Below are 12,254 nucleotides of genomic sequence, written 5' to 3'. Positions count from 1 at the left end.
CTGCAGCCAATACCCCAGGAGAGACGGCCATGTACCTCGTCCAGTTGCTGCTACCCCTCAACGACAATGACGGCCAGCGCCTGCCAGGGGCGCTGTTTCAGGAGGTGCGCCAGGTGTTGGTCGAGCGCTTCGGCGGCCTGACCGCCTTCAGCCGGGCCCCGGTCGAAGGTCTGTGCCAGGACGCGGCGGACCGGGTCGAGGACGATGAGTTGCTGGTCTACGAAGTGATGACCGAGACCCTGGATCGGGCCTGGTGGGACGGCTATCGCCGCCAGCTGGAAACGGCCTTCCGCCAGCGCGAAATCCTGATTCGCGCCCAGCCCACGGAACGACTCTAGGCCTCGGCCAGTACGACCCGCGCGCGTCCAGCCCGCTTGGCCTGGTAAAGGGCGGCGTCCGCCCGACGGATCAGCTCATGGACGTTGAGCGTGCCATCGGCACAGTGGGCGATGCCGATGGATGAGGTGGTACTCAGGGTGACGCCCTGGATGTGCCAGGGCTCTTGCAGGGCACGGCACAGGCGCTCGGCCATGGCCAGGGCGGCGGTGGGCGTGGTATCGCACAGGTAGACGATGAATTCGTCACCGCCGATACGGCCGAGCAGATCCTCCCGCCGTAGGCAGGCGCTGACCCGGGCGACGAAGGCCACCAGCAGCAGATCGCCGAACTCGTGGCCGAATTCGTCGTTGATGGCCTTGAAGCGGTCGAGATCCAGGTAGAAGAGGGCACAGGGGCCGCTGGCGTCGCTGGCTCTGTGGCGTGCGATCTGGTCGAGAATGCTGCGCCGATTGGCGACCCCGGTCAGGGCATCCAGATAGGCCAGGGACTTGTAGCGACTCTCGCTTTCCTGCAAGGCGGTCTCCGCCAATTTGCGCTCGGTGACATTGCGGCTGACGATGGTCAGCAGCCGGCGTTCGCCTCGTGCGTCGAAGTGCGGGGTCTTGACCACTTCCCAGGTATTGATACGTCCATCCGGACCCATGAAGGACTTTTCGACCAGCGTAGGCGCGGCGTTTTGCCAAGCGAGTTCGTCGGTCTGGATGTTGTAGACGAACGCCTCGGCAAAGGCGGGAAAGCGCTCGATCAACTCGGCATCGGTGACGCCGACGTAGTCGAAGCCGACCATGGCATAGGCTTCGAGCACGATACGGTTGACGAACAGCCAACGTCCCTGACCGTCCTTGGCGACGATGAACTCCTGGATCGAGTCGAGGAGGGCGCGAAGATCGACAGCGGAATCGACAGGAGACATGGGCAGGGCCTGGAGGTCGAACGAATTGTCAGGTTATCGGCCTGGCGCGGCGGGAACTGAGGTCTGTCGTCCGGTCACCCGTCGCCGTGTTGTCGGTGAGAGGAGGCAGGTAAGGCGATCGGGGCGTTCGCCGACGAATGGCAGACCGGGCAGGCGCAGGCGTTTGACGGCTTCAAGCGAGACGGCTAGCCCGCATGCCCGAGCCGCTCGGAACCAAGCTGTGGCCTGCAGGCCGAATAGGGTATTCATCAGCTGCCAGATGTGCCCTCTATGCAGACCACTACAAGAGCCGTAACCGGCCAGCGCCCTGGGTCGACTCCCGTCGCCCTGGAACCCGCCAAGTCGCTCTATCGCGAGCTGCTGGTGGAAAAACCCAGCGGTGGTGCGCGGGAGCGGGCGCGGCACTATCTTGATGACCAGCTGCAGGCCGTGAGTGCCATGAAGGCCGACCTCCCGGCGGATCCCCAGGCGCTGGAAGCCTGGGTGCTGGAGAACAACGCCCGGGTCGGCGCCCAGTACCAGGACTATCTGGCAGCCCGCAAGGCTGGCGCGCCGCGACGCTATTTCGGCAGCAAGGCCCATGCGCTGTACTTCCTGCGTGGCGTGGCGCCTACCAAGCTGGTCGATGGCGCCTGGCTCTATGGCACGCTCGCCCACTGGGACGACTTGCGCTATCGCGCGGCTATCCAGATCTACCTGGAGGAACTGGGTGACGGTCAGCCCGACAAGAATCATGTGGTGCTCTATCGCAAGCTGCTGGCCAGCCATGGCTGTGAAGATTTCTCGCAATTGAGCGATGATCACTATGTCCAGGGCGCCATCCAGTTGGCGCTGGCCTATAACGCCGATCACTACCTGCCCGAGGTGCTGGGTTTCAATCTTGGTTACGAGCAGCTGCCGCTGCACCTGCTGATCACCTCCTACGAGCTCAACGAACTGGGTATCGATCCCTATTACTTCACCTTGCATGTGACCGTCGACAATGCCGGCACCGGTCATGCGCGCAAGGCGCTGCAAGCCGTACATGACGCCATGCCCGCCGAAGGCCGCGCTGCCTTCTACCAGCGCGTGGTGCAGGGCTACCTGCTCAATGAACTGGGCGCCAGCACCACCTCGGTGATCGGCGGCTTCGAGCTGGAACAGGCGGTGATCGAGGTACTGGCGGAAAAGAGTACCGTTGGCCGCTATGTGCATTCGGACTATTGCCGCATCGGTGGCCGTAGCGTCAGCGACTGGTTGACCGATCCCGCGCAGATTCCCGAATTTCTCCAGGTGATGCAGGAGCAGGGCTGGATCAAGCGTCATGAAGACCCGACCAACAGTCGCTTCTGGCGCCTGATCCAGGGTGAGCGCGCCGAGATGTTCGGCGTCTTCACCGCTTACGAGCAGCAGCTGATTCACGACTGGATCGCCGGTGACTTCGTGCACAGCGGCGCCCGGCACCAGGCGGCCGCCGAGCGGGTGTCCGTCTTGCCGCGCCGCGAGGTGAGCTTTCGCGCTCGCCAGCGTCAGCAGGAGCGTCTATGTCCAGCGCTGGAAGCCGAGCAGGGCACGGCGGCCAATGCGAGCAAGGCCCAGGCGAGCGACTTCGATAGTGATGAAGTCGCCCTAGAGCAGCGTCTGGCTAGCCAGCCCAGCCGCGCGGCCGCCATGGCATTACTGGTGGAGCAGCTGTCACCGGCGCGCCACCACAGCCGTGCCGGTCTGCTGGCGACACGACTGTTCGCCTCCCTGTTGGGCTGATCCCTATTCAAGGACCCGCAAGGGTCCTTTTCATTTCGACTGTCATTGAAGGAACCACCCGTGACGGCCATGGAACATCCTGAACGCATCGCGACCAGCCCTGACGCGGCCGCTGCCCTGAAACTGCTGATCGAGACGCTGCGCGCAGCGGACTATCACTTCATCACGCCCACCCCGGCCTCTCACGCGCGGGTCAATGCCCGGCCAGGCAACGCCTGGGCGCGGGATCTGCAGGGCATCTTCGGCTGGAGCCGGCCGTTTTCCCCCGAGCTGCTGCCTGGCTCTCTAATCGACACCCTGGCGGCAGCCGAGCTGCTGACCGCGGTGCCGGGCGGCTGGCGCAGTCGGGTGCGGGTATCGAGCCTGGGTGACCAGTTGTTCGTGCATTCCGCCTATCCCACCGAGGATGCCGATGCGGTGTTCTTCGGCCCCGACACCTATCGCTATGCCAATGCCCTGGAAGCCCAGTTGCGCTTCGAGACCGGTGACATCCGCCGCGCCGTGGACATCGGCAGCGGGGCCGGTCCCGGCGCCATCCTGGTCGCCCTGGCGCGGCCCGATGCCGAGGTGCTGGCGGTGGACATCAACGAGCGCGCCCTGGCGCTGACCCGGGTCAATGCCGAGCTGGCCGGTGCCGACAATGTCAGCGCGTGCTACAGCAACCTGCTGAACGATGTGGCGGGCGACTTCGATTTCATCCTGTCCAATCCCCCTTATCTGGTCGATCCCGGCGAGCGCGCCTATCGCCATGGTGGCGGTCCCCTCGGGGCTGGCCTGTCGCTGGCCATCCTGGACACGGCGCTGCAGCGCCTGGCGCCGGGCGGCACCCTGCTGCTCTATACCGGCGTTGCCATGGTCGAGGGCCGTGATCCCTTCCTCGAAGAAGTCCGCACCCGCCTGGACGGCCAGGACGTGGCCTGGCGCTATCGCGAGCTGGATCCGGATGTCTTCGGTGAAGAACTGGAGGCGGGCGTCTACGCCCATACCGATCGCATCGCCGCCGTTGTCCTCACCGTGACCCGGCCGCGCTGAAGGCGCACAGGAGCGGCTACACTGGCGGGCCCCTTTCACCGCCCGCCAGTGTCCCGGAGTCCGCCATGCAACTGCTGCTGAACCAGACCTCACCCTATGCCCGCGCCGCGCGCGTCACCGCCCTCGAAGCTGGCTTCGGCGAGCGTCTTGAGCTGGTGTGGAGCGATCCCTGGAACGACGATCCGACCTTGCTGGCCGCCCATCCCGGCAACAAGGTCCCGGTACTGATCACCGACGAGGGCATCGCCCTCAGCGAGACCCTGCTGATCTGCCTCCATCTGCATCTGTTGGCCGGCGGCAGTCCGCTTTCCGCCAAGCGCCTGCAACTGGCCGGCCTGGGCCAGGGCCTGATCGATGCCGCCTTCGGCACGGTGATCGCCCGCAAGCATGGCGGTGCGGTCCAGGATGAATCGGTGCTGGGCGCTCGCCGGCTGGCGGCCATCGGGCGCCTGCTGGCGCGCCTGGACCAGTCTTCCACCCTGGATGCAGAGGACCTTGATTTCAGCCACTACCTGGTGGCGGTCGGGCTCGACTATCTGAGCTTTCGCCTGCCGGAAATCGACTGGTCCGCGCACCCGCGGCTGGTGGCCTTTCACCAGCGCCTCCTGGCGCGTCCCAGCTTTGCCGCGACGAGCTTCCAGTAAGGCAAAAAGCCCACGCGGCGGCCCCCGCCGACCGCGTGGGAAAGCCCTAGAGCTCGATCAGGATCTTCAGCTGGGTCCCGGCCTTGTCCAGCAAGGCTTCGAAGCCCTGTTCCACCACGTCGTCCAGCGCGATGTGGCGGGTCACGACCTTCTCCGCCGGTAGCTGGCCGCTGGCGATCAGGGCTGCCACCTGGGGCCACATCAGCGTGGAGTAGCACCAGGAGCCGCGCAGGTCGACGTCCTTGTAGGTCAGGGTGAAGCCATCCAGCGCCGGTGGCTTGCCCTGCATCCCCACCTGGACCACCACACCCTGGCGGCGCACAGCTTCCAGGCACAGTCCCAGGGGCGCCTCGGCACCGACGCATTCGAAGGCCACATCCACTCCCACGCCTCCCGCCGTCCGGGCGCGGACCTCGCGCAGCACATCGGTGCTACCGGGATTCAGGGTGATGAGCCCCTCCACCAGGCGGTGGGCCATCTCCAGGCGGTTGTCGTTGAGGTCCACCAGGAAGATCCGCGTGGCACCCGCCGCGCGAGCGGCCATGACCTGCAGCTGGCCGATGGGCCCGGCGCCGGCCACCAGCACGCTGTCGCCAGGCTTCACGCCGCCCCGGTGAGTGGCATAGACGGTCACCGCCGTGGGCTCGATCAGCGCTGCATGTTCGGTGCTGAGATCGTCCGGCATGGGGATGGCGTTGTAGTCCTCCACCAAGGAGTACTCGGCCATGCCGCCCCAGGGATGGGACAGGCCGATGATGGCCAGCTGTTCGCTGAGCTGGTACTGGCCGCGGCGGCCGTAGTAGTCGTCCCGTGGCGACACCATGGGCTGGATGGAGACCCGGTCACCGGGTTTCACCGACGTCACCTGACTGCCCACGGCCTCCACCACACCGGAATACTCGTGGCCGAGGATCTGCGGCACCTGGCCGCCGGTGTAGCTGTGCGGCGCGGTGGGAATGAAAATGGGACCGCCAAGGTACTCGTGCAGATCGGTACCGCAGATGCCGCAGAACTGGTTCTTCACCAGGACCTGGGTAGGACCCGGCGCGCCGGGGGCCGGGACGTCTTCCACCCGGATGTCGCGGGCGGCATGGAAACGGGCTGCTTTCATCGTGAGGCTCCTCTAGCGTTCGCAGCGGGGCAGGAAGGCCTGGATCAGGGCATTGACCCGGTCCGCGGCCTCCATCTGCACCATATGGCCCTGGCCCTCCAGGATCTCGACCTGGACGGTTTCCGGCAGGCCTTGGGCATGCTGGACCGGAATGATGGCGTCGGCCTTGCCCCAGATCACCAGGGCGGGCAGATCGCCTTCGAGTACCTGGCGCAGCACCTGGGCCTGCTGGCCATTGGGGAAGAGGGTGCCGGCCAGTCGATTCAGGGCCTGGTCCACCCCTTCCAGGCGCTTGTACTTGAGCAGGTCCTCCAGTAATGGTCGGGTGACCAGGCCAGGATCGCTGAACAGTAGGCTGACCGGCCCCTTGAGCTGGTTACGGCTGGTGGCGGCGACGAAGCCTTCCAGGTAGGCGCCATTGATGTCCTGGCCCAGCCCGGCGCTGCCGATCAGCACCAGGCCGGCGACCCGCTGCGGCGCCGTCTGCGCCAGCTGCAGGGCGACGGCGCCGCCCATGGAGTGGCCGACGAGCACGGCGCGGGGGATGTTCAGATGGTCGAGCAGGGCCAGCACCGCAGCGCCTAGCTCGGCAAGGTCCCCGCTGGCCAGGCCCTTGCCGGACTGGCCATGGCCCGGCAGGTCCAGGGCGATCACCCGGCGTTCGCCGGCCAGCGCCTCGTGGTTGAACAGCCAGCTGTCCAGATCGCCGGAGAAGCCGTGGATCAGCACCAGCGGCAGGCCGCCTTCGCCGCGTTCCAGATAGCGCAGCGGCCGGCCGTCGAGCTCGATGCGCTGCGCCTGGGGACCGGCGTCGGCGGCGTCTTCGCCACCGGGTACGAAGTCTTCCTGGAAGCGCGCAATCACCGCCTCGATCTCGGCGTCGCTGGCTTCGCCTTCCACCACGATGGCCAGCAGGGCGCCTACCGCCAGGGTCTCGTCCTCCCGCGCCAGGCAGCGGCGCAGGGTGCCGGAGAAGGGCGCCTCCACGCTGCTGCTGATCTTGTCGGTCTCGACGTCGAGCACCTCGTCGCCCTTGGTGATGCTGTCGCCTTCGGCCTTGAGCCAGGCGTTGACCCGGCCTTCGCTCATGGACAGGCCCCACTTGGGCATGGTCAGGGTATGGATCTGGCTCATGCGGCCTGCCTCCCTTGGGTGATCTTCAGTACGGCGCGCTCGATCTTGGCCGCGTCGGGGATGTAGAGGTCTTCCAGGGCATCGGAGAAGGGCACCGGGGTGTGCGGCGCCGTGACCAGCTGTACCGGGGCGCGCAGGTCGTCGAAGGCGTGCTCGGCAAGCAGGGCGGCGATGTCGGTGGCCACCGAGCAGCGCGGATTGGCCTCGTCGATGACCACTGCGCGGCCGGTCTTCTCGACGCTTTCCAGGACGCTGTCACGATCCAGCGGGCTGGTGGTGCGCAGGTCCAGCACCTCGCAGGAAACACCCTGGCGCGCCAGGTTGGCGGCGGCCTCCATGGCCAGGTGCACCATGCGGCCATAGGTGATGAGGCTGACGTCGTCGCCCTCACGCAGGAAGCTGGCCTCGCCGAAGGGGATGGCGTAGGACTCCTCGGGCACCTCGCCCTGCATCCCGTAGAGCAGCTTGTGCTCGCAGAAGATCACCGGGTCGCTGTCGCGGATGGCCTGGATCAGCAGGCCCTTGGCATCGTAGGGCGTGGCCGGGCAGACCACCTTGAGGCCGGGGATATGGGTCCACCAGGAGGTGAGCATCTGCGAATGCTGGGCAGCGGCGCGGAGACCCGCGCCGACCATGGTCCGCAGCACCAACGGGGTGACCGCCTTGCCGCCGAACATGTAGCGGAATTTGGCCGCCTGGTTGAGGATCTGGTCCAGGCAGCAGCCGGCGAAGTCGACGAACATCAGTTCGCACACCGGCCGGGTGCCGCGGGCGGCGGCGCCTACCGCCGCGCCGACGTAGCCGATCTCCGACAGCGGGGTGTCCAGCACCCGTCCGGGAAACTTGTGGTAGAGGCCCTTGGTGACCCCGAGCACGCCGCCCCAGGCGTCTTGCTCGCCAGGCGCTCCGGCGCCCCCGGCGTTGTCTTCGCCCATGAGGAAGACGGTGGGATCGCGGCGCATCTCCTGCTCCAGGGCTTCGTTGATGGCTTGCTGGTAGCTGATCTTTCTGGCCATGGTGGCGCTCCTTGTTGTTTTCCGATCAGGCGTAGGTGACGTAGACGTCGGTGAGCAGGTCTTCCGGGCCGGGCTTGGGATCGGCCTTGGCCTTGCGCACGGCGTCTTCGATGAGCTGTTCCACCTCCTGGTCGATGCTGTCGAGCAGGGCGGGCTGGAGCTGGCCGGAGCGGGTCACCCGCTCGCGGAACTGCATCAGGCAGTCGCGCTGCTCCCGGGCCTGCTTGACCTCGTCCGGATCGCGATAGGTCTGGGCGTCGCCCTCGAAGTGGCCGAAGTAGCGGGTGAACTTCACCTCGATCAGCGAGGGGCCTTCGCCGGCCCGGGCACGGGCCACGGCAGCCGCGGCGGCCTCATGGACGGCGAAGAAGTCGAAGCCGTCCACCGTCACGCCGGGCATGCCGAAGCCGGCGGCGCGGTCGGCGATGTGGTCGCAGGCCACCGACCAGTTGGCGGCGGTGGCCTCGGCGTAGCCATTGTTCTCGGCGACGAAGATGCACGGCAGGTTCCACACCGAGGCCAGGTTCATCGCCTCGAACACCGCGCCCTCGTTGGAACCGCCGTCGCCGAAGAAGGCCACGGCCACGGCGTCGCTGCCCTTGAGCTTGGCCGCCAGGGCGGCGCCGGCGGCCAGGGGCGCGCCAGCCCCGACGATGCCGTTGGCGCCGAGCATGCCCTTTTCCAGGTCGGCGATATGCATGGAGCCGCCCTTGCCCTGGCAGACCCCGGTCTTCTTGCCGTAGATCTCGGCCATCATGCCGTAGACGTCCACGCCCTTGGCGATGCAGTGGCCGTGGCCACGGTGGGTGGAGGCGATGCTGTCCTCATGGCCTAGGTGGGCCATGACACCGGCGGCCGAGGCCTCCTCGCCGGCATAGAGGTGGACGAAACCGGGAATTTCGCCGGTGGCGAATTCCACGTGCAGCCGCTCCTCGAAGGCGCGGATGGTGCGCATCACCCGGTAGGCATGGCTCAGGTTTTCGACGCTGGGGTTCTCGCTCATCTTATTGTTCTCCAGGATTGCCGAGGGGCGACGCGGGCAGGCGCCGGACCAGCAGGCGCTGCTGCGCCGCCAGTTCCAATACCCGCTCCACGTCGATGCTCAGGGGGCCGTCGAGGTCCAGCGTCACCTGCGGACGCTCCTCGGGGCCGAATTCGATTTCCCGCTCGCCGTCCAGCGCCAGGGTGCCGGTAGCGAGGGACAGCGCCCGGGGTTCGGCGGGCAGGAGCAGGCCACTGGCGGCGATGCCGGCCTGGGCCAGCACGCCAGGGGCGAGGGGAACGGTCAGTTGCGCCGGAGCCTCGGGCTCCAGCCGCACCCAGCCGCCATGGGGGGCGCTGCGCGCGACCGGATGCCAGAGGCCGCACAAGGCCGACAGGCCAATGACCCAGGGCTCGGCGAAGGTGGTGAAAACCTCCGCGAGATCCTCCACCTGGGTCACCGCGCGGGCACCGATATAGGTCTGGCGACAGACCGCCACGTCCACCAGCGCCCAGTCGCGAATGCCGCGCTCGGGCACTTCCACCCGCAGCCGCTTGTTGCGCCGCAGCGCCAGTGCCGGGTCGACCCGGCCGGCCGCGACCAAGCCGCCGGCCAGTCCCGCGCTGGTGGCCTCACGCAATTCCGGAAAGGCGTTGTTGGTGCCGGTGGAGAGGGTCAGCAGCGGCAGGTCGCCCACCTCGGCGGCGACCGCCTTGTGGGTGCCGTCGCCGCCGAGCACGGCGATCACCCGAGCGCCCTGGGCCAGTAAGGCCCTGGCGGCACGGCGGGTGTCATCCACCGTTTGCGTGAGCGGCAGATCGAGAAACACCAGCTCCGGCCAGTGCTGCTCGCGGGCCTGACGGCTGCCGCTGGCCTTGAGCACGGCGGCGGCGATGCCGGTCATGTCCGGCGGCAGCAGCACCCGCTCCACGCCGGTGGCGCCAAAGGCGGCCAGCAGGCGCATCACCACCCCGGCCTTGTCGGTGCTGGAGGTCAGGGCGGCATTACCGGTCAGCCGCCGCAGGTCACGGCCCGAGGCCGGGTTGGGCAGGATGCCAACGGTTATGGGCATGACGGGCTCCGGAGTGCCAGGTCGCCCGTCATGGGAGCCGCTCTGCTATACCGCGATGCGCTCATGGGTCTGGCCCTCTTGTCGTTGTCATGGGAGCGTCGCAGAGCCCAGAGCAAGGCCGGTGCCAGGTTGGCGTTGATCCCTTGCGGGTCAGGCCTGGCGCGGGCTGCAGGCACCTGGAGCGGTCTGGTCGGGAGCGGCTGGACGAGCCCGCTCGTCTCAGAGCGATGGCGGAACAGCGAGACGCTGAGACGATTCGTCTCACGGAGCGGCGGACTTGAAGCCAGCGCCCGGGGAGCGCTAAATGAAGGGCAGAACAATGACCGGCCTTCCATGCCATGACCGGAATTCAGGGAGAGACGCCCATGTTGTCTACCCAGGCCCGCTATCACGCCCGCGCCATCGACCAGGCCCTGCGCGCCCCGCTGCGCGCGGCCAGTCCGCCCGGGCGCATCCTCGATTCCTGGCGGCGCTCCTTCGAGCAGTATCAGCTCGACCCGGGCAGCCTGCGGGGCCCGCGTATCCTCTCGCGCTACGAATTGCGCCAGCACCAGCAGGCCGCCGAAGACTTCCTGCGCGTGGCCGACGGCGAACTCGCGGCCCTGCATGGGCGGGTCGAGGCCGCCGACTACTGCGTGCTGCTGGCTGACGCCCAGGGCCATACCCTGGACTACCGGGTCAGCGATCGGCTCGATGAGGAATGCCGCCGCGCCGGACTCTACCTGGGGACCTGCTGGTCCGAGCAGGAGGAGGGCACCTGCGGCGTGGCCGCGGTGCTGACCGACCGGGCGCCAGTAACGGTGCACAAGGCCGATCACTTCCGCGTGGCCTTCACCGGCCTGACCTGTACCGCCGCGCCGGTGTTCGCCCCGGGTGGCGAGTTGCTCGGGGTGCTGGACGTGTCGGCGCCACGCTCGCCGGACGATCGCCGCAGCCAGTTGCTGATCCAGCAATTCACCCGTGACAGCGCCCAGCGCATCGAGAATGCCTACTTCATGCACAGTGCCCGGGGCGACTGGGTGCTCTGCGGCCATGCCCAGGCCAGCTACCTGGACACCCAGCCGGAATTTCTGCTCGCCTGGGATGCCAGCGGTCGCCTGACCGGTCTGAATCGTCCGGCCCGACAGCTCTGCCTGGGCCAGCTGGGCTATCTGCCGCAGCGCCTCGACGAGTTGTTCGGTCGCGACGCCTCGGCGCGGCTACAGGAGGACTATGGCGAACCCCTGCGCCTGAGCGAAGCGCACTTCCATGCCCGGGTGCGGGCGCCGCGCCAGCGTGCGGGCGTGGTCATTCCCCTGGTTCGCGCCCAGGTCGAGGCTGAGCCGGAACAGGAACCACGGATTAGCCAGGCACTGCAGACTGGCCAGCGCCTCTATCGCCACGGCCTGCCGATCCTGGTCACGGGTGAGACAGGTACTGGCAAGGAGGTCTTTGCCCGCGCCTTGCACGAGGGCGGTGATCGCGCAGGACGGCCCTTCGTCGCCCTCAACTGCGCGGCGCTGCCGGAGAGCCTGATCGAGAGCGAGCTGTTCGGCCACGCGGCCGGTGCCTTTACCGGGGCCCAGCGCCAGGGTCGCGACGGCCTGATCGTGGCGGCCGATGGCGGCACCCTGTTTCTCGACGAGATCGGCGACATGCCCCTGGCCCTGCAGACTCGCCTGCTGCGGGTGCTGGCGGAAGGCGAGGTGCTGCCGGTAGGCAGCGCCCAGCCGCGGCGGGTCGATGTGCGGCTGGTCTGCGCCACCCACCGCGATCTCCAGGTACAGGTGGCCGCCGGGCTGTTCCGCGAAGATCTGCTCTATCGCCTTAACGGCGCCGTCTTCCAGTTGCCACCGCTGCGTGAGCGGGCCGACCGCCTGGCCCTGGCGCGGCGCCTGCTGGCGGAGGAGCGCGGTAGCGGCGCCGTCCCGGAGTTGGCGCCCCAGGTGCAGGAAGCCATCCTCGCCCACGACTGGCCGGGCAACGTGCGCGAGCTGCGCAACGCGCTGCGTTATGCCTGCGCCCTGTGCGATGGCGGCCTGATCACCCTCGATCACCTGCCGGCCAGTCTGGGGCCGGGCATGCCGCTGTCCACGGAGCCACGGCCCCAGGTCGATAGCCCTGAACGGCGATCGATCCTCGCCGCGCTGGTGCGGCACCGTTGGAAGGCCGTTCCCGCTGCCCGAGCGCTGGGTATGTCCCGGGCCACCCTCTATCGACGGCTCAAGCTGCACGGCATTGCCATGCCGCACCGCCAGCCCGAAGACTGACGTCTTCCGCCGAACGGTC

Annotated in this window: 11 protein-coding genes; 5 read left to right on the top strand and 6 right to left on the bottom strand. The window is 67.8% G+C overall.

Features of this window, described 5'->3' with window-relative positions; genetic code table 11:
* Positions 1-29: 29 nt before the first annotated feature.
* Positions 30-338 (top strand): hypothetical protein, encoded by a 309-nt coding sequence (locus tag V6W80_RS12605; RefSeq protein WP_338544415.1) that lies wholly within the window; start codon positions 30-32, stop codon positions 336-338.
* Here the strand turns inward: V6W80_RS12605 and V6W80_RS12600 are convergent.
* Positions 335-1,252 (bottom strand): GGDEF domain-containing protein, encoded by a 918-nt coding sequence (locus V6W80_RS12600; RefSeq protein WP_017641204.1) that lies wholly within the window; start codon positions 1,250-1,252, stop codon positions 335-337. The two genes, V6W80_RS12605 and V6W80_RS12600, sit on opposite strands and share 4 nt — an antisense overlap.
* A 270-nt stretch (positions 1,253-1,522) precedes the next feature.
* Between V6W80_RS12600 and V6W80_RS12595 the strand changes: the two genes are divergently transcribed.
* From V6W80_RS12595 to V6W80_RS12585, 3 genes are all read left to right on the top strand, one after another.
* On the top strand, positions 1,523-2,995 hold the full coding sequence (locus tag V6W80_RS12595; protein ID WP_338544414.1) for an iron-containing redox enzyme family protein: 1,473 nt from the start codon (positions 1,523-1,525) through the stop codon (positions 2,993-2,995).
* Positions 2,996-3,064: 69 nt separating this feature from the next.
* Positions 3,065-4,027: a class I SAM-dependent methyltransferase gene (locus tag V6W80_RS12590; protein WP_338547423.1), complete on the top strand. Its 963-nt coding sequence runs from the start codon at positions 3,065-3,067 to the stop codon at positions 4,025-4,027.
* A gap of 65 nt (positions 4,028-4,092) precedes the next feature.
* The gene (locus V6W80_RS12585) at positions 4,093-4,671 is read left to right on the top strand and encodes a glutathione S-transferase N-terminal domain-containing protein (protein ID WP_338544413.1); all 579 of its coding nucleotides are present in this window, start codon (positions 4,093-4,095) and stop codon (positions 4,669-4,671) included.
* A gap of 46 nt (positions 4,672-4,717) precedes the next feature.
* On the opposite strand, the gene V6W80_RS12580 is transcribed toward V6W80_RS12585, so the two are convergent.
* From V6W80_RS12580 to V6W80_RS12560, 5 genes are read right to left on the bottom strand one after another with little or no spacing between them, the layout of a single operon-like run.
* The gene (locus V6W80_RS12580; protein WP_338544412.1) at positions 4,718-5,782 is read right to left on the bottom strand and encodes a 2,3-butanediol dehydrogenase; all 1,065 of its coding nucleotides are present in this window, start codon (positions 5,780-5,782) and stop codon (positions 4,718-4,720) included.
* Between the two features lie 12 nt (positions 5,783-5,794).
* Complete coding sequence (locus V6W80_RS12575; protein ID WP_338544411.1) at positions 5,795-6,916, bottom strand: acetoin dehydrogenase dihydrolipoyllysine-residue acetyltransferase subunit; 1,122 nt, start codon at positions 6,914-6,916, stop codon at positions 5,795-5,797.
* Positions 6,913-7,932: an alpha-ketoacid dehydrogenase subunit beta gene (locus V6W80_RS12570; protein ID WP_338544410.1), complete on the bottom strand. Its 1,020-nt coding sequence runs from the start codon at positions 7,930-7,932 to the stop codon at positions 6,913-6,915. Before V6W80_RS12570 ends, V6W80_RS12575 begins: the two co-directional genes overlap by 4 nt.
* 25 nt (positions 7,933-7,957) lie before the next feature.
* Entirely contained in the window at positions 7,958-8,935 is a 978-nt protein-coding gene (locus V6W80_RS12565) for a thiamine pyrophosphate-dependent dehydrogenase E1 component subunit alpha (protein ID WP_059315076.1), read from the bottom strand.
* A 1-nt stretch (position 8,936) separates the two neighbouring features.
* Positions 8,937-9,986 (bottom strand): ATP-NAD kinase family protein, encoded by a 1,050-nt coding sequence (locus tag V6W80_RS12560; RefSeq protein WP_338544409.1) that lies wholly within the window; start codon positions 9,984-9,986, stop codon positions 8,937-8,939.
* 365 nt (positions 9,987-10,351) lie between these two features.
* On the opposite strand from V6W80_RS12560, the gene V6W80_RS12555 reads away from it, so the two are divergent.
* Positions 10,352-12,235 carry a sigma-54-dependent Fis family transcriptional regulator gene (locus V6W80_RS12555; RefSeq protein WP_338544408.1) on the top strand — a complete coding sequence of 628 codons (1,884 nt, stop codon included), beginning with the start codon at positions 10,352-10,354 and terminating at the stop codon, positions 12,233-12,235.
* Positions 12,236-12,254 lie beyond the last annotated feature (19 nt).

Origin of the sequence: Pseudomonas benzopyrenica, from assembly GCF_036884265.1 — a bacterium.
In the GTDB taxonomy this organism is placed as follows: Bacteria; Pseudomonadota; Gammaproteobacteria; order Pseudomonadales; family Pseudomonadaceae; genus Chryseomonas; species Chryseomonas benzopyrenica.
Note: the sequence above shows the minus strand (reverse complement) of the source record. Positions and strands in the feature narration are given on the sequence as shown.